Origin of the sequence: Aquimarina besae, from assembly GCF_042434905.1 — a bacterium.
Classification (GTDB): Bacteria; Bacteroidota; Bacteroidia; order Flavobacteriales; family Flavobacteriaceae; genus Aquimarina.
Map to the genome: position 1 here is coordinate 1,499,918 of NZ_CP170199.1, position 21,755 is coordinate 1,521,672.

Sequence of the window (21,755 nt, forward strand, 5' to 3'; positions counted from 1 at the left end):
TTATTTTATCTTTTTCATTCTAGAATTGCCCGGCTTTTCTGAATCATAGATAATTTTTACAGAATCTCCTACTTTCCGTTTTTTAGTGAAATAGAGATCCTGCTCATGTTTCGAAATTTCTTCTGTTTTTGTATACTTTTTGGAATCGATAGTATAAAAGTATTTGATATGGATATTCTCTACGGTAGGGGAGAATTCGTTATCAATCTTATTTTTTGAGATTTTTTCTATAACTGCTGTTGTTATGACTCCGTTTTTTACCAATCCTGCTTTATTATTATAATTATTGAATGCTAAAACGCCAACTGCTACTACTAATACCGTTAGTAGTCCTAAATACTTTCTACTCATAATTCATTTCATTTTTGTTATCTAAAAGGACCAAAACTAACTCCTGGATCATTTTGATAATGATATGTAATTACCCAGAAAAGCAGTACGAAAATGAATACACTGATGATTCCGATAATTATATTTCGCCTATTTCCTGCCTTTTGTTGTTGTTTTAGTTTAATTCTAATTTCTTCTAAAACTTTTTCAGAAACAGATTCTGTTTCAATTCCTTGACTTTCCGTGCCAGATTCTCTCCTGATGTGGCTAAAGGCTTTCTTTTTAACTCTTCGATTATTATTCTTCATCGAAATGTTCATTCCCGAAATTGCACTCATAGGTTTTCAGTTTACAAATTATACTTCAATGATCTTTTAGAATAATAACCAAAAACATTATAACAATTCCAATTCCAATAACCAACAAGGTTTTTATAGTTGTCGTTCGATTTTGCAGCTGAATCTTATTCCTAATATCTTTTAAGACTTTTTCAGAAACAGGTTCTACTGTTATTCCCTTACTTTTTTTATCAGAATGAGTCCATCCGTCAAAAGCTTCTCGTTTGTCTATTCTACTATTATTTTTCAAGGAAGTTATCATTCCTTGCGTTCCTCCAAATCCCATAGTAAACCGTATTTAAAAGTTAAACAAATCCCATCTAGTCAATCACTCGCTACCCCAAAGAGAGTTCAAGACTTTCAGGGATTGACTTTTATGGGTCTAAAAATGTATTTATAATAGTATTCATAAAGTATTGGGGATTTCTAACCTTCTCTTTCTTTCGCTTCGCGAAATTCATTCTCCTCCTTTTAAGGAGGAGAACTTTTTTGAATATTATTTCAATTTTTTGTCAGATAATCCTAAGCCTTTTGCCAAATTAAACAGGTTACTAAACAAAGTGTTTTCTTCTTCATTAGTAGATTTCTGTTTCAGATCCATCAAAATATTAGCGATCGTGAGGTTCTTTATATCTTCAGAAGAGATTCCGTATTTAGTAGCAAATTCTTTTACTTTTTCTAAAAGATTTCCTTTTATATCATCACTTCCCAGAATTGCATCTTTTACATCTTTTACAGTATCCGAATGCTTAACAAGTCTGTCAAATCCTTTCGCCTTGGTTACTTGTCCAATAATTTGATCAAAGAACATGGTTTCTCCACCAACGATATCGATGTTAGCAGCTTTTAATGCTTCTCCAATCACATCTGCCTGAGCATATGCAATTTCTTTTTGGATATTGATTTCGGCTAAGTCTACTTGTAATTCTTTATCTAATCGTAATTTAAACTCTTCGTGTTCTTTTCCAACACCATCCAGTTTTTTCATAGCCTCTGCTTTTTCTTCGATTCCGGCAGCTTCTGCTAGTGCAATTTCTTTATCACCAATTGCTTTGGCAAGTGCTTTTTCTTTGATTACTTCAGCTTCAGCAATTCCTTCTTCTTTTAAGGCTTCTGCTTTTGCAGAAATACCAGCAGCTTCCGCTTTTGCTTTTTTCTCAATAATTGAAGCCTCTACAATTCCTTGACGTTCGTGAGCTTCTGCTTTTGCGTGCATTACCTGAGCCTCAGACATACCAATAGTAGCTTCTTCTTTTGCTTGTGCTTCTGCTAATGTTTTTCTTGCAGCCGCTTCTTTTTCGCTAGCTTCTTTATGTGCTAATGCTTCGATATTAATTTCTTCCGCTTTTTGTTTAGCAGCCTCTTTTTGAGCTTCGGCAGCTTTTATGGTTGCAATTAATGCTTCTTCTGCATTTGCTTCGGCAATGGTAATTTTTACATGTTTCTCACGATCTGCAGTTTTAAAAGCTTCAATATCTTTCATATTTTCTTGCTCTTCTACCACACCTTTTTCCAGCATTACTCGATCACGAATCACATCCTGAATGTTTTTCTTCTCAACTTCTACTACTTTTTCTTTTTCAATTTGAGCAAGCGTAACGATACGTTCACGTTCTGTAGCTTCTAACATCCTGTCTTTTTCTACTCTTTCTGTCTCTACAGCATCTGTACGTTGCTTATTTTTCTCCGCAACAATGATTTGACGCTGCATATTTTCTTCTGCAACTTTTACCTTTTCTTCTGTAGAGATACGTGCGGTTTCTGATTTTAATCTTTCTTCTTCTGAAACCTTTTGTATTTCGGCTTCTTCACGCGCTTTGATATTTGCTATTTCTCTTCGTTGTTGTTCTTCTTTTTCGGCTAATTGCTTATCTAATTCCAAAATAGCTTCGCGTGCTTCTACATCTTGTTTGCGAATTATTTTTTCTTCATCACGCTTGATAAGGTTGGATTTTATATTTTGAGCCGCAGTTAATTCGGTGATTTTTTTGATACCTTCTGCATCCAGAATATTATCTGGTTTCATCACGCTAAGGGACGTTTGTTCTAGGTCATCAATAGCGCAGTCATCTAATATATATCCATTAAGATCTGTACCAATAATATTTACAATCTCATCTCTAAATTCACGTCTTGCTTCATATAATTCTACAAATTCAAATTTCTTACCAACCGTTTTTAAAGCTTCGGAGAATTTTGCATCAAATAGGCTTCTTAATGTGTCGATTTCGGATGCACGGTTACAACCAATAGTTTGTGCTACATTGATAATGTCTTCTACAGATTTATTTACTTTTACAAAGAAAGCAACTTTTATATCTGCTCTAATATTATCTTTACATATAAGTCCATTCAGGCCGGTTCGTTCGATGTCAATTTTTTTGATAGAAATATCCATAATTTCTACTTTATGCAGAACGGGAATTACATAAAGACCTTTATCAAAAGCTACTGCTGTTCCTCCAAATCCAGTTCTTACTATAGCTTCTCCTTGAGGAATCTTCTTATAGAAAATCGCAATTATAATAAAATATAGTACTATTAGTAGTACTAATGATACCACCACAACGATGGCTATTGATGCTACATTACTCATAATTTTTTAGTAGTTTAATGGTTGAACGATATATAGTTGTTTGTTTTTTACTTGATTTATAATTTCCACTGATGTATTAGCTGGTATTTCTATTCCATCTTTAGATTTAACCATCACCTTTATAGGGTCTGACTTGATCTTAATTTCTAAAGTTGAAATTTTTTCTCCGGAAAGAGGGCTTTGTAAAACCCCTTGTCTTCCTAATAACTCTAATTTACTTTCTCCTTTATTGTTGAAATTTGTAAAAAATCGTTTAAAAGGCGTAGTGATTATTTTTGTGATGATCAATGCAGGAATAATTCCTCCAAAGAAAAAGACAAATCCAAAATCATTATTATAACTATGAGTGATTGAGGTTCCGGTCATTGTGATCGCCCACCAAAACAAAACAAAAAATGTAAAGGTGAACATAAAAGGAAGTCCTACAAAATTGAAATAAATTAAAAATATCTGAAAGAAATTCAATTTACCACGACGTCTTATTACATCTTCTTTTTTTACCTCAGTATTGGAAATATCCTGAACATCCAAATTTGCTCTAGCATCAAATTCTGTATCCGCATCTATGTCCATATCAACGTCTGCATCTACATCTACGTCAATATCTGCATCAAAGAAATCTAAATCCAACCCTGTAAGTGTGGTTAAAAGCCAATACAAGATTAATAAACCAAATAGTATTGTTAATGGTAAATTAACGGTCGATATTGCTATGTCAAATAATTCTTTCAATGTTTTAGTTATTAAATTAGGCTTTTGCTTTTCCAGTATTTGATACTGCGAAAAAAGTCTATCATTGGTTGATTTTAAAATTTAAACTCTATACAGTTTTAATTTTCACTGCTGCAAGTTAGTGCTACTAGACGCTATTTTGTTACCCTTTTTTCAGGGATTTTTTACTAGGGCCTATGAATCTTTCATTCCAAGTTGCTCTTTTAACTTTGCCAAATCATCTTCTGCATTACTCTTTGTAATATCAGCCGCTTTGTCTAATTGATCATCAATAGATTTTGATGCGTTCGCGATATCACCGTATGCTTCTGCCAATGCTTCTTCCTGATTTACTTTGTCTTTCATACGCTCCAGCATAGAAACTGTGCTAGAACTATCTATTTCTGCCATTTGTTTGTTTACATTTTTAGTAGCTGCAGATACTTTTACCCGTGCTTTCAGGGTTTTAAGCTCATTTTCCCATTTGCTAATATTCTGTTTGATCTCTTCTACATTTTTTTCGAGTTGAGATACAGAACCATCAAACTTTTCTGTTTCACCTTTGCCACGAGTTACGTGCTGCAATGATTCTTCTTTTTTGATCAATGCTTCTTTTGCTAACCTATCTGCTTCGGCAGTATCAAGATCTCCATTTTGTGCTTTTTTTAGAATCAGCATAGCTTTCTGTTGATAATCTTCTGCCTTGGCTGCATATTCTTCGGTGTCGTTTTTAGATCTGATAGCTAATGCTTTTACTTGCGCGAGAGCCTCCAGGCTTTTTTCGAGATCTATTTTCATATCACGGATCCCTTGTTCTGTCATTTTAATAGGATCTTCCATTTTATCGATAGCAGAATTTGCCTCAGCTTCACCTATTTTAAATAGTCTTTTGAAAAAGTTCATAGTATTAATATTTTGAAAAATTTATAATTTGTTGCGAGTATTCGCTTAATAGTAAGCCTAAAGAATTTAAAGTTCCCTCTAATTCATTTAGGTCTAGGTTTTCTAATTGTAATGTATCCCTGAAGATTACTTTTTCTCCGGTTTCGTCTAGAACAAATGCTCCATGAACGATATCCCTGTTTTTTTGAAGTAAGCTTCGATATACGAGTTCGTTTTTATTCTTAATATTGAAAATATGTTGTTCTATAATTAAAATGGGTAATGCTACACCAAGAATGAGATTTTTAATCCCTTCGTTCTCTTTACTGATCATTATAATTCCATCTCCTTTATTTTCATGAATGATATTGAAATTAAGTTTCAGTAAATAATCTTTTACCTGTTGAAAATGATCTTGCATTTGATGGTTGTTTTCGATTGATTATTAGTAATTTATTTCTTTTTTATGACCTAGTATCAATATTACAAAAAGTACGATAACTTTTCTACTATATCGACAGCTAAATTGGCAAGATATTGTACGATGGATATCATGAGTATGTTGTTTTTTAAGTTAATGAATTAGTTGTTTGCTAAAATTTTTAGTACACATATGATTTCGCCCAAAATCAAGATACTTTAATAAAGTATTTCTACTAAAATTAGCATTTATTAAATATATTAGCTAATATTGTTAGTGTAAAAGTACGATAAATTTTTATAATTGCAAATAAAATTAGCAAAAATGTCTTTTTTTGGAAAAAATATTAAAAAAATTAGGAGTGTAAAAAGTTTAAGTCAGCAAGCATTTGCTGAGCTTTTTGACCTGAAACGCGGTACATTAGGAGCTTATGAAGAAGGGCGAAGTGAACCTAAAATTGATACTATTATCAAAATAGCTAATTATTTTAGCATAGAAATTGATAAGTTGCTAACCGGAGAATTAACTGTTAATGAACTTCTGAAGTTTAAGGGAGATCTTACCACCTACGCACAGGATATAAAGCGGGAGCAATTTGCAGTAATTCCGTGTATAACCGAAAGTACTTCTGGAGAGTATATAGCTTTATATGATAAAAGTAACTTTATAAAAGAACTGCCAACTATTCAGTTACCTGTCAATCCGGCTAAAGAGTTTAGAGGATATACCGTACTAAATTTAGAAATGACCAATCACGATCAAGGCTTTTATCCAAAAGATGTTGTTATCGGTGAGAAAGTACCTTCTGATGTTATAAAGAAATTAAATAATGGAACTTTGGTAGTTGCTTTAACCGATACAAAACTGATTTTCAGAAGGCTTTACATTACTAAGAATAGTGTGGTATTACGTGCGGATCATAAAAATATTGAGGATGAAGAATATCCTATTTCCGAAATTAAAGAAATGTGGCGTGTTCGCTATGTGTTTTGTAAACGTATTCCTGAGTTTGCAGATGGTATGGAAGGCAAACTACAAATGATAGAGCAAGAATTACTTAGAATGAAAGAGAAGTTAGGCTAGTTTCATTGGTATATTCAGTAAACAAAAAAAGGAGCGAGTAGCTCCTTTTTTTGTTTTTTCAGTCTATTGTAAAAACACATTCAACTGTATTTTGACCCGATTGAGCAGAATCTACTTTAAAATAGGGTAGAGCGAATCTACATTTGTTCCATCATCAATCAAAAAACGAAAAGTTGTGGAATTCAAAAAAACACTAATAATTATTTTGCTCATCGTGGTAAAAACGATGTGCGCACAAAACTCAATTAAAGGGAATGTATCGGATCAAAATCAAGAATCTCTCATTTTTGCAAATGTTATTCTTTACCAAGATAAAACAGATACCGCAATTTCGGCGATGGCTACAAGTGAAAAAGGTGAGTACTTCTTCGAAAACATTAAAGCAGGTAGTTATAGGATAGAGGTATCGATGCTTGGTTATGATACTAAAATCTCAGAAATTTTTAGTCTTAGTAATACAGGGAGTGAGTTGGTAATGAATTTTGTGTTACAATCAGAGCAGCTAGATGAAGTATTGATCACCTACAAAAAACCAATTATTAAGCAAACCGCAGAAAAACTAATTGTAGATATCGAAAAGTCTGAAATGATCAATACTAATCTACAAGATGTAATGAAAAAGGTTCCAGGTGTTATTGTTACAAATGGAAATATAAATTATGGAGGGCAGAGCAATATTAGAATACTTATTAACGGCAAAACAACTGATTATATGGATGTTGCTTCTCTGTTACGAGAAATGCCAGCAGATAACATTGCGAGAGTAGAACTGATTCAGCAACCGGGAGCTGAATACGATGCGGAAGGATCTGGACCAATTGTAAATATCATTTTAAAGAAAAATGTAAAATTGGGGACTCACGGGAATATACGTAGTACTATTGGATATGTCGATGACCTTACTTATGGTACGAGTGCATCTGTTGCTAGTTATAGAAATAAACTCAACTGGCAGGCGAGTGCAGGTTATAATCGGTCTTCTTGGAGGGAGGATTTGATCATATCGAGGCAAGTTCTAGATGAAACCTATGATCAAACATCGATTTCACCTTTTGATCCCGAGACATATCGATTAAGCGGTGGGGTTGATTATTATGTAAATAATACAAATACTATTGGTATTAATGCTAACAGAATTCAGTCTTTATCAGATCGGATTACTAAAAATAATACTACTGTCAGCAACGGAAATACATCAGCAACACTATTAACCGATAATAGCTATGATCGAGATCGAATCACCTATACATTTAATCCATATTACGAGTATGATGATCAGAAGAATAAAATAACATTGGATTTTAGTTATATAGATTATATGTTTAAAAATGAAAATAATTTATTTCAAATAGAAGAAAGTCCAATAGAGTATAATAATCAACGTTACTTTCAGAATGCAGATTTTGAAATATTTACTTATCAAGGAGATTATAAACGAACACAAAACGATAATTTTAGTTGGGGATTAGGAGCAAAGTATTCCCAGGTGAATTCTGATAGTGATTTACAAGCCTTAACGGAGAATGATCAAGGAGAATTTATAAATAACGAGAATCAAAGTAATCGTTTTTTGATAGATGAAAGTATTCTGGCAGTGTATTCAAAATTTAACGCGAAATATAACAAATGGTCATTCTCAGGAGGATTGCGTTGGGAAGAAAGTGATACCGAAGGTATTTCAGTTACACAGAATGAAACAAGATCCAGAAAGATTTCTAAATTGTTTCCCAGTCTAAGTTTAGGAAGGGAAATAACTGAAGAGATTGGAGTAAATGTTGCATATAGTTATCGAATTCAAAGACCATCATATAGTTCTCTTAATTCTTTTGTATACTATTATGATCCTTTTACTTTTGAAGAAGGAAACCCAAACCTGAAACCTGCTTTTACCAATAGCTTTCGCTTGAACCTTACGTATGAGGATCAGCCGTTTTTTAGTGTTAGTTATGGGCAAACTACCGATGCGTTATTCGAAATTATCACCCAAAATGATACTTCTGCAGAAACTTCTCGTTCGGTTATCAACCTAGCGGAGAATAACAATTTTACTGCTAGTTTATTTGGTCCGTTAGATTTTATAAAAGGATTAGATGGATATACCGGTATCATCGTGAATTATAATGAATATACCTCTGAGAGATTAACACCAGCATTGGATTTATCACGATGGAATCTAACCTGGTATACAAGTGCTGAATATCAATTACCTTGGGGGATAAACTCTGAAATCTCAGGATATTATTCTACAGGCGGTTTAGAAGGTCAGATAGAGTACAAATGGATAGCAGGTATTGATTTGGCAATAAGCAAGAAATTTATGAAGGACCGCTTAAAAGTAAGCCTCGAATTTGAAGAAATTCTAAATAGAAAATTCTTTGGAAGCATCAATTACGATAATGTAAATGCAACAATTGTTAATGATTGGCCAAGGCAAAATATTTTTCTTCAGTTGAACTATAATTTTGGATCTAAGTTTAGTAAAAATAAAAAGAGAAGCAATGTCTCAGAGGAAGAAAGGGATAGAATTGATGATAAAAACTAAAAAATAGTATGAAAAATTTTGTAAAACAGTTTAGAATCATTGTACTGATGGGTTATGTAATGACCAGTTGTACTTCAACAAATAATGATTCAGTAGATAGTTATTTAGGATTTGATATTCCAATGGATTCTTTAGATACTTTTATTACATCCAAAATGGCTGAATATAATATTCCTGGGATTTCTATTGCTTTAATTAACGATGGAGAAGTGGTATATCATAAAATAGATGGATATGCTAACGTAGAAGAAAAGTTACCAGTCACAAAGCAAACTATTTTTGAAGGAGCTTCTATATCAAAACCTGTGTTTGGTTTTTTTGTAATGACATTTGTAGAAGAAGGAGTTCTTGACCTGGATAAGCCTTTATATCAATACTTGCAGTATCCTGATATTGCTCATGATGAGCGTTATAAAAAAATAACAGCACGAATGGCATTAAGTCATCAAACGGGTTTTCAGAATTGGAGAGAAGATGATGAGGATAATACGTTAAAAATTCAATTCGAACCAGGTACAGATTATTTTTATTCTGGAGAAGGGTATCAATATGTAACGCAGGTATTGAAACACATTTTAAACACAGATGATGCAGGCTTGGAGACAGAATTTCAGAAAAGAATAGGAAAGCCAATTGGACTGGAACATACAGTTTACATTCAGAATGATTATACAAGAAAGTACAAGGCAGAACCTTATGACGAAAACAACAACCGCGTTGATTGGAAAAATAATTATTGGGTTAAGAAAGAAGACAGCATCTTTTCGGCACCTGCTTCTTTACACTCAGAATCTTTAGATTTTTCTAAATGGATGGTTGCTGTCATGAATAAAGATGTTTTATCAAATGAAAGCTATGAAGAATTGTTAAAACCACATTCTAAAGTGCCTTATGACGAGTTTGACGTGAGATATACGTTAGGTTTTACGCATATTAATTTACCTTTGACTAATGTGTATTGCCACGGCGGCAATAACATTGGATTTACCAGCTGGTTCCTTTTGGATACAGAAAAGGACTGGGGATATGTGCTATTTACGAATTCTGAGTATGGTGAACAACTAGGACAAGACATGTTTTTTTATTTAATGGCAGATCCGGGTCATACAAAACTCTATGGTACCATCGCCGTTTTCGCGATTTTACTTATTCTTGTATTGGTGTTTTTTATAAGATGGATGATTAGGCGTATGCGAAAATCTAAAATTCTGAATACTTAGCGAATGAATACTAAACTTAATAAGTCAGATTTTACCCTACTCGGGATAATATATTCGGTTACAATTCTTTTTAATTGTATTGATTATTACAGAGAAGATAATGACTTTATCGAATACATTATTGATATTCCGGTCGCAGCAGCGCTTTCTTTTATTGTCATTCTTGCTTTTATGTATTGGCTTATTCCTAGTTACATAGTGAAGGAAAAGAAATATGCTCAATTTGTGTTTTTTGGTCTGATTGTCATGTGTTTTTTTGGAGCGATTGATTATACAGCTGGATTTTGGAGTGGTGGTGGTGATTGGAACAAGTTTCCGAAATGGTACGATTTCATATTAAAGAGTTTTTTTAGGCTATCGGATGATGCGGGTTTTATCTTTGGTATTTTATTGGCTAAAAAATTCTACGAAGGCCAAGCTCAGTTTTTTAACGTACAAAAACAACAAAAGGAAAATGAATTGAAACTATTACGTTCTCAGATTGATCCTCATTTTTTATTTAATAATTTGAATACGTTAGACGCGCTAATTGATCATAATACTACAAAAGCCAAAGAGTATATTAATCGCTTATCATTAATTTACCGTTATTTGATTCAAACAAAAGATGCAGAGGTGATGGAACTTTCTGAGGAAGTTGGTTTTGCAGAGAATTATATATTTTTAATAGAAACCAGGTTTGGAGACGATTATAATTTTCAGATACATAAGAATACCGATTTTGATGATAAGTTTATTCCAACAGGTTCAATTCAAACATTACTCGAAAATGTTGTAAAACATAATAAGGCACTAAATAATAATAGTATCGACGTAGACATAATAATAGAAGAGGATTTGCTAACGGTGATTAATACCAAATCTAAAATTCAATCTGAAGAAGAATCCTTTGGAACTGGTTTAAAGAATTTAAAGACCCGATACAAATTGTTATCAGATCAAAAGGTGCTGGTTATTAATACAGCATCAAAATTTAAAGTTTCTATCCCTATTGTGAAGTTAAGTAATGAATCTTAAGACTATGAATATTCTAATTTTAGAGGATGAAATTCCGGCATATCAAAAACTAACATCAAATTTAGATGATTTTTTTGAAGAACCTATTTCTCACGATTGGTCTCGTACTGTTGCGGATGGATCCAGATTTCTAAAAAATAATAAATACGATTTCATATTGTCAGATATTCAGTTGTTAGATGGGACATCATTTGATTTATTTAATAATGTAAATGTAGATTGTCCTATAATTTTTTGCTCAGCACATGATGAATACTTATTCCAGGCGTTTAACACCAATGGTATAGCTTATATTTTGAAACCATATTCTCAATCAGATTTTAAAAGAGCTTTAGAAAAGTATCAATCCTTATTTAAACAGGGAGCCTATAACAAGATAGACGACGCTACAATTAATATTCTGAGATCATCAATACAGCAAAGCCGAGATCATTATAAAAAACGTTTCGTAATTAAAAGGAGTAAAGGTATTCAGTTGCTCAATGTTGTTGATGTAAGTCTGATTACGGCATCTGGTGATTTTTGTATAGCAACAGATCATTACGGGAAAACACACCCAATCACAGAAAAAATAAGTGTTCTAATTGGTCAGCTAAATCCTGTGAAATTCTTTAGAATAAACAGAAGCCAAATTATACATATCGAATATATTGAAACTTTGGAAAATCATTTCAAAAATAGATTATTGATACAGTTAAAAGGGGTAAAAGATAAGGTAATGACCAGTTCTTCTAATACTGCTGGTTTTAGAAAATGGATAGAAGAATGATTGTAAGGTCTTATCAATTTCTATATAGATTTTTATGCTTAAAATGATAAAATTCTGCTAATTACAGTATTCCTGTATTTTTTTTTGATATCTTCAAAAAACAAGTCTTACGAATTACAAGTAAGTATTTGTTTCTTAATAACGACAACGATAAACCAATGGATACTATTTTTAATGCCATAAGATCTGGAAATTTGGAAGCTGTTCGTGGCTTTCTCGAAAAGGATAAAAACCTAGTACATATAAAAGATGAGAGAGGCTCTACACCTCTTTTGTTATCCTCTTATTATGGGTTTTTAGACATTGTTAAACTTATTCTCAGTTATGGTCCTAATATCGACGAGCAAGATGCTTCGGGCAACACTGCATTAATGGGTGTTAGTTTTAAAGGAAATTATGAAATAGCAGCATTATTAATAGCAGAAGGGGCTGATGTCAATGTAAAAAGTTATAATGATGCTACCGCATTAATTTTTGCAGCAACATTTGGTCAGAAAGAGATCATGCGATTATTAATTCAGCACGGGGCGGATATTTCTGCAAAGGACAATAACGGACATACAGCCGAAATGCATGCAGAGAATCAAGGAATTGATTTTGGTGAATTATTGAAAGTTACAAGGTGAGTATAGCGGATGCGGAAAAAAATATAAAATCTCTTAATATAAGGTCTACTGCAATTAAAAGAAGATTATTAATGTCATCAACAGCTGCAGAAACCTTTCAGTCTTTTCTTAGGGATAGTATTGGTGATGAGGTACTCATTATAAATACTAATATTGGGATGGAGATTTACTATTATTCGATCCGTGATTACGGTACTTTCATTAAAGAAAGTGCTGTTTTGTACACATTCAAACATATTGATACTTTTAAACTGAAATTTAGAAATTCTCCCAGTAAAATGGAAGTACACAAGAATTTTACAGAAGCCATCATAACTTTTGCACAATATCCGCAGTTATTTTTGGCGTATGCAAAAAAGTTTTTAAGACTCAGGGATACAAATACCCGAAGTCAATATGTGATGCCGATACTAAATACTTTTTTTGAAGATACTATAAAGTTTTTGGCAGAAACTGGTAAGGTTCCGCATTATGATAAAATCCAGAAAGCAAAAAATAAATCTCAAAAATTAGATGGTAGCCAAAAAATAATGGACGATCTAATTTCTGAGATTTTATTAAAGAAACATAGAAATTGATCTACGTCTTAAAATTCAGCATTTAATGGAGTCCGTGGATAAGGAATTACGTCACGAATGTTGGTCATTCCGGTTACGAACAACACTAATCTCTCAAAACCTAATCCAAAGCCACTGTGTTTACAAGTTCCGAAACGGCGAGTATCCAAATACCACCATAATTCATCTTCTGGTATATTTAAAGCAGCCATTTTTTGTTTCAAAACATCCAATCGCTCTTCTCTTTGAGAACCTCCGACTATTTCACCTATTCCAGGAAACAAAATATCCATGGCTCTTACCGTCTTTCCGTCTTCATTAAGTCTCATATAGAAAGACTTTATATCTGCAGGATAGTCAAATAAGATGACCGGACATTTAAAATGTTTTTCAACTAAAAAACGTTCGTGTTCACTTTGTAAATCCGCCCCCCAGTCATTGATAGGAAATTTAAATTTCTTCTTCTTATTAGGTTTAGAGTTTTTAAGTATTTCGATTGCCTCTGTATAACTTACTCGCTTAAAGTTGTTCTCTAAAACAAACTTTAACTTGTCTCTAAGCAGCATTTCGGCTCTTTCTGTCTGTGGTTTTTGTTTGTCTTCCTGTACTAGTCTATCTTCTAGAAACTCCAGATCATCTTGACAATTATCCAGTACATATTGTATGACATATTTTATGAAGTCTTCTGCAAGATCCATATTGCCATCCAGATCACAAAAAGCAACTTCTGGTTCTACCATCCAGAACTCTGCCAGATGTCGAGAGGTGTTAGAGTTTTCTGCTCGAAATGTAGGGCCAAAGGTGTATACTTGGCCTAATCCCATCGCATATGTTTCAGCTTCTAATTGACCTGAAACCGTAAGATTGGTTTCAGCACCAAAAAAATCCTTTTTATAATCAACTTCCCCATTTTCGTCCTTAGGGACATTATTAAGATCTAGGTTTGTTACTTTAAAAGCTTCTCCTGCTCCTTCTGCATCACTTTTAGTAATAACCGGTGTATGAACATAATAAAAGTCATTTTTTTGGAAATATTCGTGTATCGCAAAGGATAGCTTTGATCTCAAACGCATAATAGCCCCAAAGGTATTCGTACGAACTCTAAGATGGGCTTGTTCTCTAAGTTTTTCCAGACTATGACGTTTTGGAGATAGGATGGTTAGTTTTAGTTCTTCAGAATCAGCTTCTCCTTCTATTTCTATACTAGTAACTTTTATCTCTACGCGTTGTCCCTTTCCTTCACTTTCAGCAAGGGTACCCGTTATTGTAAGTGCGGCCCCAATATTTATTTTGTCAGTAATAGCAGTGTCAATGGAATTATCCTCAATTACACATTGAACATTTTTGATGGTAGACCCGTCGTTTATGGCTACAAAACGATCGTTACGAAACGAACGAACCCATCCTTTCACGATTACAGGTTGTAATAATTTATCACTTTCTAATACGTCTATTACTTTAGTATGTTTCATCAATTTAATTTTATTTGTTTTACATCGGTCGGATGAGATTAGTATATCAGTATTGTTTTCTTTTTAATACGAATACTAAGTTTATTTTAATCAATTTATAAGATACTTTATCTCGTTTTCAGTAAACAGATCTGATTTGTGAAATTTTAAGGAGCAAAGATAATTTTTTAATCCAATTGATACATAATGTTATTCTTCAAAAAAAATAATTCTAAGATTAAGTAGTTTGCAAACTTCTTGTTTAAGAAAAACTATTTTTTTTAGAACAATAAAAAATATGACGGTTTTTTTAAATGTAATTCTATGTTAAAACCGTAAAACCAGGTTTTTTTGGGGAAAAAACCACTTTTTTTCAAGGTTTTTTTAGGAGTGTCAATAAATATTCCTACACGTATTTTTAATTTAATTACTTGAAAATGAGGTTTTTGAAAAATAATTACCGGTTAAGTACTATTAAATAAATGTTAAAACTTGGTTTTTTTTATCGTAAGGGGGAAATCCCCCCCTAAAAGGTATTTTAAAATACAAAAAGGGAACGTATCTTGCATAAGCAATTATGACGATTGTGTTTACGTTAAGTTTAGTTCGATAGGTTTTGGGGTAATCTATCTTACACGAAGTCTCGCTGGTTTACCGGCGAGGCTTTCTTTTTGTTACAGGAAATAGATCAAAACGACTCCTTACTTTTCTTTTTGTATTTCTTCAGAAAGTTCGTCATCATCATCATTGGAGATGATTTTTAAGGCGGGTTCTTTTAATGTTTTTTTGTTAGCAATACTTCTTTCTAATGAAAGCAACAAACAAGGTAACAGTAATAAATTAGCTAACATTGCGAATAATAGTGTTGCAGATACTAATCCACCTAAAGCTTTTGTTCCGCCAAAGCTAGAGATCATAAATACAGAAAAACCAAAGAACAATACCGTAGAGGTATAAAACATACTAACTCCGGTTTCTCTTAAGGCAGCGAACACAGATTTACGTATTCTCCAATGATTTGATTTTAGTTCTTGTCTGTATTTGGCTAAGAAATGGATAGTGTCATCTACAGAAATACCAAAAGCAATACTAAAAACTAGTATCGTGGATGGTTTTATCGGAACCCCTAAAAAGCCCATTAAACCAGCCGTCATTAACAAAGGAAGTAAGTTGGGTATTAAGGATATGACAATCATTTTAAAAGATCTAAACATCCAGGCCATAAAAAGGGCGATGAGTATAATGGCCAGACCTAATGAAAAAATAAGATTCCAAACTAGATACGTGGTTCCTTTTTGAAAAATTAATGCTTTTCCGGTAAACGTGACTTCATACCGATCTTCAGGAAATAGTTTTGCCAATTTAGGTGCTAAATTTGCTTCTATTCTTTCCATTTCTTCAGTACCTACATCTTTCATGAAAGTTGTAATTCTGGCATACTGACCGGTAGAATCAACATAACTATTCATTGCACCTGCATCAGACTCGAAGCTTTTAGCATAAGGTAAAATGAAGTTCCGTTCCTGGCTCGTGGGTAGCTGATAGTATTTAGGATTTCCATTGTAATACGTCTGCTTGGCGTATTTAACCAGATTAACAATAGAAATAGGCTTCGATAACTCTGGTGTTTCTTCTAGAAGTTCCTCTAATTGAGCCATTTTTCGTAAAGTAGGTAATTTAAGAACTCCTTCCTTACGTTTGGTGTCGATTAAAATTTCTAGGGGCATGATGCCATCAAATTCATCTTCAAAAAACTCTATATCTTTAAAAAAACCAGCTGATTTAGGCATATCTTCTAACAAGCTTCCAGAAACTTTTATCGTGTAAATTCCTATAATGCTCACAATTAGTATAATGACAGAAGTGGTATATATAGCAATACGCTGATTTTTGACCACGTGTTCCATCCAGTTAACCAGTCTTTCGACCCATCTTTTTCCTAAATGTTTTAAATGCCTTTCTTTAGGTTGTGGCATATAGCTGTAAATGATTGTGATGACCAGCAGACACAAAATGAATAAGGCAACAATATTTAAAGCGGCTACAATACCAAATTCTTTCAACAATTTACTTTCTGTTAGAGCGAAAGTTGCAAAACCCGCGGCAGTAGTAACGTTGGTCATAAGTGTTGCGTTTCCTACTTTAGTAATGACACGTTGCAAAGATTTTGCTTTATTACCATGTTTTTTTATCTCCTGTTGGTATTTGTTGATCAGAAAAATACAGTTAGGAATACCAATTACAATGACCAAAGGAGGAATAATAGCTGTAAGTACTGTTATTTCGTACTGCAAGAGCCCCAATAAACCAAATGCCCACATAACACCTATGATCACAGCGGTCATAGAGATAAAAGTGGCTCGGAAAGATCTAAAAAAGAAAAAGAAAATTAGCGAAGTAACCAGTAATGCCGCCAAAATAAAAATCTGAATCTCATCCATGATATTCTGTGAGTTCATCGTTCTTATGTAAGGCATACCAGATACTTTTACATCCATTCCGAATTTCTCTTCGAATTCTTCAACTTTAGGATTTAAAATATCTTCAATGAATTTTTTTCTTACGATCGTATTAACAATATCTTTATTAAGGTAAATGGCACTTTGTATTGTGTTGGATTTATTACTGTATATGAGCCCTTCGTAAAAAGGCAGTTTGTTGAAAAGTTCGTTTTGATATTCAGCAACATTTTCGGCGGTAAAGCTGGTGTCTTTTATAAATGAAACAAGTTCGAATCTAGCGGGATTATCCTTTTTTTTAAGTGTTTTTAAGTCACTAACGGATATTACCAGATCTATTTCGCTGTATTGTTTGAAAGAATCATTAAAATCGTTCCAGGCTTTTAATTTTGTAGGAGTGAATAGTGAGCTGTCGCTTACAGCCATTACTATCAAATTACCTTCATCACCAAATTTGTCTAGAAATTCTTGATATTTTATATTAACTTCATGATCGTCCGGAAGAAGATTTGCTTCAGAAAATGAAAAACGCATATTTTTCCACTGAAATCCTAGAAAAACCGTTATTGCAATAATTACTATAAATATCGCTGCTCTATTGCGGAGTATAATTCCAGCTAATGTATTCCAAAACCCGAAAGTTAATAACTTTGCCATTCTCTATTTTCCTTCTGCAAATGTAAGAATTTGAGGTTTCATTACTTAAAAAATCTCTAAAAGAAAATAAATAAATACTAATCGATTAAAGCTTTAGGTAAAAAGTGAATTTAAAGGCGATATTGTCTTCAACTTTTGGTAGATGATAGGCTCCATATCGATAGGCAAAACTCAATCCAAATCCAGCAAAAAGCTTATTAATTTCAAACCCTGATTCTTGGTAACCGTGTTGAAGAGAATTAAAGCCTACACCTTGGTGTTTATCCCGGTTGCTTACATCACCGATCGCATATCTGGTGATAAATACCATTTCGGGCTTAAGCCAACTGGCAATTTTAAAGGGTCTTAGTCTGTGTCTGATTTGTAGTGTCGCTAAACGATCACTAAAAAACTCACTAAAATACATGGTTTCGAAACTTCTTCGTCCTGCTACAGAAAATCTTTGAAAGATTGTTTCCTTTGTTGGTGCATTTGGATAGGCGTGATATAAGTGAGTAAGAGGAACATCGCCGCTTGCAATATCCGCTTCTAGCAAAAAGCTGGTACTTGATTGGTTAAGGCGGTCGATGATATATTCTGCTTTGACTCCTATTTTGCTATAACTGAAATCACTGTCAAATAATCCTTTGTATCCTTGCGTATATTGAGCTGTTATTTTAGGATATCCGTCTTGTATTTCTCTAAAACCACTTGGTGTCTTTAGAAATTTACTAAAGGGACTCCATCGTAAAGCGATGGTTGATTCTGCAGTTTTGTATTGTGAAAAAACCTCACCATCATCTAAATAGGTGTACCCGCCAGTTTGATCTATATTACTAACGGAGAACTGAGTTTCTGATAGTAATTTAGGTAATATTCTGTGCTGTAAACTGGTGCTCCAGGTTCTATGTTTGTAGTAGAAATCTATATTTACTAAACGAGGTTCGAATAAAGAATATACACGTCGGTCTGTTAAATAAAAAAAGCTCCCAACCTCTCTAAGGTCATCTGTATAATTTACATTTAACCAAGATCCAGAATCTTTATTAAGCAAGAAACCACCTCCTAGTCCAAATTTGAATTTACCATCTCTAAATCCATACACCAAATAGCCTTCTGCTCGAAATCGCTTGGATAATTTCTCATTAGTCAATCCTCCTAACCCTAGGCGTAAGCCTTCAAAATTATTGTATTTAATAGGATAGGTAAGATCAAAATCAAAAAAACCAACGGGATAATATCCAATATTAAAACTCTGGATTACATTTATCCTTCGTTCTATATTTTGGGCTTGAACTATACTATCTACAATAGGAAATGAATTTAGGTCCTTTTCTGTAATAGCACTAGTTCTATACGTATTCCAATAAGCTTCGGTACGGGTGGTTGCATCCGGATCTATTTCTATCGCGGATTGGTTTCGTTTTATTTTGGTGTCTAACTTCGTTTCATAAGCAAAGAAATCAGTTTTTGAAACAAGGAAATCATTATTACCTGTGAAACTTTTCTTGTCGTTACCTAGTCGTCCCACAGATATTTGGCCTCCAAACAAAGTAACTTTTTGTTTTCCTATTCCTGGTCTGATAGTCACTTCCTGATTTAAAGGAAACCACAATTTTTCTTCTTCATTATATTTGAAATCATGAGTTACCATTACATTAAGTTCTCCTCTTAGTTCTGCAACGGCTTTTTGTATGGCCAGTGTTTCCATATCCAGATATAACACACCTTCAAGACTTGCAATTCGTTTAGATCTTCTTGGTTGAAAGAGAATCACATATGCTGGTCTTTTACCTTGTGTGGTATCTAATACTTTGTAATAATAATTATTAAGAGCTCGATTGGATAATGGACTTGCATATCTATTATTAAAGATCACATAATTTTCTTCGTATAAAGAGTTGGATTGAATTTTGATTCCCAGAACATTGTAAATAGGTTTTTCAAACCCGGTCATTCTAGTGGCGAGAACAGTTTCTTTTTCATCCCGACCCTTGTTAAATTCATGAAGACTTATTTTTTCGGAAAGAAAAGAATGGGCATCGTTAAAGATACGCTCCATATCTACTTTGGTAGTATCTGGTGTTGCAAAACGAGCCTGATTATCTTCGGTGATTTTAAATTTATTATAGGTTTTATAACTATAGGCTGATAAAGTTTTGTTCGGGTTGTTATTTGCTTTATTGGCAATAGCTTGTGTTATGATATTGGAAGCGATGCTACCAGGAATGTCTAATTTTACGGTTTCTAGGCTTTCTGGTTTTGGAGATAAAAGTATCTCTACTTTTACGATGTCTTCGGATTTAATAGAAAAGTTTTTAGTTGTGTAACCAATGTAACTAACTGTTAAATTCACCGGATAGCTATCACACCTTATGACAAACTCACCTTTAGAGGAGGTGAGAGCATAGGCATTATGAGCTGTCTTTACAGTTGCAAATGGTAGGGGTTTATTAGTGCTTTGATCAATTACTTTTCCGGTAATGCTAATTTGAGATAGTAAAACAAAATGAGTAAAAAATAATAAACAGAAAAGTTTGTTTTGCATTATCCGAATTGATTCATAAATATTGAAGATATCCTGAAGTACTTTATCGGCTAAAATACTTCAGGAGCAGTGCTTATTGTATACTAGACTGTCATAATTTCCTTTTCTTTAACAGCAAGCATATCATCAATTTTCTTTATATACTTATCTGTTAATTCCTGGATGTCTGTTTCGGCATTTTTAGCCATATCTTCAGACAATCCTTCTTTTTCTAATTTTTTAATTTCGTTATTGGCATTTTTACGATCATTACGCACACCAACTTTGGAGTCCTCTGCTTCTGCTTTTGCTTGTTTCACCAATTCTCTACGACGTTCTTCTGTAAGCGGAGGAACGCTAATAATTACGCTTTCTCCATTATTCATTGGGTTGAAACCGAGATTGGCCATTAAAATTGCTTTTTCGATTTCCTGAATAAGTGATTTTTCAAAAGGTTGAACTGTAATCGTTCTGGCATCAGGAGTACTTACATTTCCCACTTGATTTAAAGGGGTTGGATTACCGTAGTATTCTACCATAACACCACTAAGCATAGCTGGAGATGCTTTTCCTGCTCTGATTACAATTAACTGTTTTTCTAAATGGGCGATAGCGCCCTGCATAGATTCCTTCGTTGAATCCAGAATAAAATTTACTTCTTCGTTCATCTTAAAATAATTCTTTTCTTTTCAGTAGATCAAAAAACGAGCCACTATTGTTTTGTTATAGGTTAACTTTTGTTCCGATAGATTCGCCTGAAACTACTTTTAGTAAATTTCCAGCTTTATTCATATCAAAAACTATAATAGGTAATTCATTTTCCTGACTTAATGTAAATGCTGTTGTATCCATTACTTTAAGTCCTTTGCTTAAAACATCATCAAATGTAATAAAATCAAATTTAGTAGCTTGAGAATCTTTTTCAGGATCTGCAGTATAAATCCCATCTACTCTTGTTCCTTTAAGGATAACATCTGCGTTAATTTCTATGGCTCGTAATACTGCGGCAGAATCCGTGGTGAAATATGGGTTTCCTGTTCCGCCACCAAAAATAACTACTCTTCCTTTTTCTAAGTGTCTAATTGCTCTTCGCTTAATGAATGGTTCTGCAACTTCATTAATTTTTATGGCAGATTGTAGTCTTGTTGGTATATCAGCATCTTCAAGTGCACTTTGTAACGCTAGCCCATTAATTACAGTCGCTAACATACCCATATGGTCTGCTTGAACTCGGTCCATTCCTTTACTGGCACCAGCTACCCCTCTAAAAATATTACCACCACCTATAACTATAGCTACTTCTACGCCTTTATCAGTGATTTGTTTGATTTCGTGAGCATATTCAGCTAATCTTTTAGGGTCAATACCATATTGACGTTCTCCCATCAGGGCTTCTCCTGATAATTTAAGTAATATTCTTTTGTATTTCATCATTTGCTTGAACTCTGGTGCAAATATAATGATATTCTTAATTTAGAAAATACTTTAATATTGAAAGGTGAGGCTTCACCTGAAAATAGGAGTCATATAAAATGAAATTTTTTTAATAAAAAAGGGTTCTTTTCCCCTGATGTAGCTATTGATTCGCTT

Annotated in this window: 19 protein-coding genes; 7 read left to right on the top strand and 12 right to left on the bottom strand. The window is 33.3% G+C overall.

Annotation, left to right across the window (positions count from 1 at the left end; translation table 11 throughout):
- From ACE94K_RS06440 to ACE94K_RS06470, 7 genes are all read right to left on the bottom strand, one after another.
- Window positions 1-351: a DUF3592 domain-containing protein gene (locus tag ACE94K_RS06440; protein ID WP_378181621.1), complete on the bottom strand. Its 351-nt coding sequence runs from the start codon at window positions 349-351 to the stop codon at window positions 1-3.
- Window positions 352-368: 17 nt separating this feature from the next.
- Window positions 369-668 carry a hypothetical protein gene (locus ACE94K_RS06445; RefSeq protein ID WP_378181624.1) on the bottom strand — a complete coding sequence of 100 codons (300 nt, stop codon included), beginning with the start codon at window positions 666-668 and terminating at the stop codon, window positions 369-371.
- Window positions 669-693: 25 nt separating this feature from the next.
- On the bottom strand, window positions 694-954 hold the full coding sequence (locus ACE94K_RS06450; protein WP_378181627.1) for a hypothetical protein: 261 nt from the start codon (window positions 952-954) through the stop codon (window positions 694-696).
- A 210-nt stretch (window positions 955-1,164) separates the two neighbouring features.
- Window positions 1,165-3,264: a flotillin family protein gene (locus ACE94K_RS06455; RefSeq protein ID WP_378181630.1), complete on the bottom strand. Its 2,100-nt coding sequence runs from the start codon at window positions 3,262-3,264 to the stop codon at window positions 1,165-1,167.
- 6 nt (window positions 3,265-3,270) lie between these two features.
- Window positions 3,271-3,996 carry a hypothetical protein gene (locus ACE94K_RS06460; protein WP_378181633.1) on the bottom strand — a complete coding sequence of 242 codons (726 nt, stop codon included), beginning with the start codon at window positions 3,994-3,996 and terminating at the stop codon, window positions 3,271-3,273.
- A 174-nt stretch (window positions 3,997-4,170) separates the two neighbouring features.
- Window positions 4,171-4,878, bottom strand: a complete 708-nt coding sequence (locus ACE94K_RS06465) for a PspA/IM30 family protein (protein ID WP_378181636.1) — start codon at window positions 4,876-4,878, stop codon at window positions 4,171-4,173.
- A 4-nt stretch (window positions 4,879-4,882) separates the two neighbouring features.
- Entirely contained in the window at window positions 4,883-5,278 is a 396-nt protein-coding gene (locus ACE94K_RS06470; protein ID WP_378181639.1) for a molecular chaperone Tir, read from the bottom strand.
- A gap of 324 nt (window positions 5,279-5,602) precedes the next feature.
- On the opposite strand from ACE94K_RS06470, the gene ACE94K_RS06475 reads away from it, so the two are divergent.
- The 7 genes from ACE94K_RS06475 to ACE94K_RS06505 all read left to right on the top strand — a co-directional run bounded on the left by ACE94K_RS06475 (window position 5,603) and on the right by ACE94K_RS06505 (window position 13,113).
- Entirely contained in the window at window positions 5,603-6,361 is a 759-nt protein-coding gene (locus tag ACE94K_RS06475) for a helix-turn-helix domain-containing protein (RefSeq protein WP_378181642.1), read from the top strand.
- Window positions 6,362-6,536: 175 nt separating this feature from the next.
- Window positions 6,537-8,903, top strand: a complete 2,367-nt coding sequence (locus ACE94K_RS06480; RefSeq protein WP_378181645.1) for an outer membrane beta-barrel protein — start codon at window positions 6,537-6,539, stop codon at window positions 8,901-8,903.
- Window positions 8,904-8,911: 8 nt separating this feature from the next.
- Window positions 8,912-10,123 (top strand): serine hydrolase domain-containing protein, encoded by a 1,212-nt coding sequence (locus ACE94K_RS06485; protein ID WP_378181648.1) that lies wholly within the window; start codon window positions 8,912-8,914, stop codon window positions 10,121-10,123.
- A gap of 3 nt (window positions 10,124-10,126) precedes the next feature.
- Window positions 10,127-11,140: a sensor histidine kinase gene (locus ACE94K_RS06490; RefSeq protein WP_378181650.1), complete on the top strand. Its 1,014-nt coding sequence runs from the start codon at window positions 10,127-10,129 to the stop codon at window positions 11,138-11,140.
- A gap of 4 nt (window positions 11,141-11,144) precedes the next feature.
- The gene (locus ACE94K_RS06495; protein ID WP_378181653.1) at window positions 11,145-11,909 is read left to right on the top strand and encodes a LytR/AlgR family response regulator transcription factor; all 765 of its coding nucleotides are present in this window, start codon (window positions 11,145-11,147) and stop codon (window positions 11,907-11,909) included.
- Window positions 11,910-12,037: 128 nt separating this feature from the next.
- Window positions 12,038-12,535: an ankyrin repeat domain-containing protein gene (locus tag ACE94K_RS06500; RefSeq protein ID WP_378181656.1), complete on the top strand. Its 498-nt coding sequence runs from the start codon at window positions 12,038-12,040 to the stop codon at window positions 12,533-12,535.
- A 71-nt stretch (window positions 12,536-12,606) separates the two neighbouring features.
- Window positions 12,607-13,113, top strand: coding sequence for a hypothetical protein (locus ACE94K_RS06505; protein WP_378181659.1), 507 nt, complete (start codon window positions 12,607-12,609; stop codon window positions 13,111-13,113).
- Window positions 13,114-13,121: 8 nt separating this feature from the next.
- Here the strand turns inward: ACE94K_RS06505 and asnS are convergent, their stop codons facing one another.
- The 5 genes from asnS to pyrH all read right to left on the bottom strand — a co-directional run bounded on the left by asnS (window position 13,122) and on the right by pyrH (window position 21,596).
- Complete coding sequence (asnS, locus tag ACE94K_RS06510) at window positions 13,122-14,564, bottom strand: asparagine--tRNA ligase (RefSeq protein WP_378181662.1); 1,443 nt, start codon at window positions 14,562-14,564, stop codon at window positions 13,122-13,124.
- Window positions 14,565-15,244: 680 nt separating this feature from the next.
- Window positions 15,245-17,659, bottom strand: a complete 2,415-nt coding sequence (locus ACE94K_RS06515; RefSeq protein WP_378181665.1) for an RND family transporter — start codon at window positions 17,657-17,659, stop codon at window positions 15,245-15,247.
- An 85-nt stretch (window positions 17,660-17,744) separates the two neighbouring features.
- Complete coding sequence (locus ACE94K_RS06520) at window positions 17,745-20,186, bottom strand: DUF5686 family protein (RefSeq protein WP_378181668.1); 2,442 nt, start codon at window positions 20,184-20,186, stop codon at window positions 17,745-17,747.
- 83 nt (window positions 20,187-20,269) lie between these two features.
- A complete protein-coding gene (frr, locus tag ACE94K_RS06525) occupies window positions 20,270-20,833 on the bottom strand; it encodes a ribosome recycling factor (protein WP_378181671.1) in 564 nt (187 codons plus the stop codon).
- Between the two features lie 55 nt (window positions 20,834-20,888).
- Entirely contained in the window at window positions 20,889-21,596 is a 708-nt protein-coding gene (gene pyrH, locus ACE94K_RS06530; RefSeq protein ID WP_378184237.1) for a UMP kinase, read from the bottom strand.
- Window positions 21,597-21,755 lie beyond the last annotated feature (159 nt).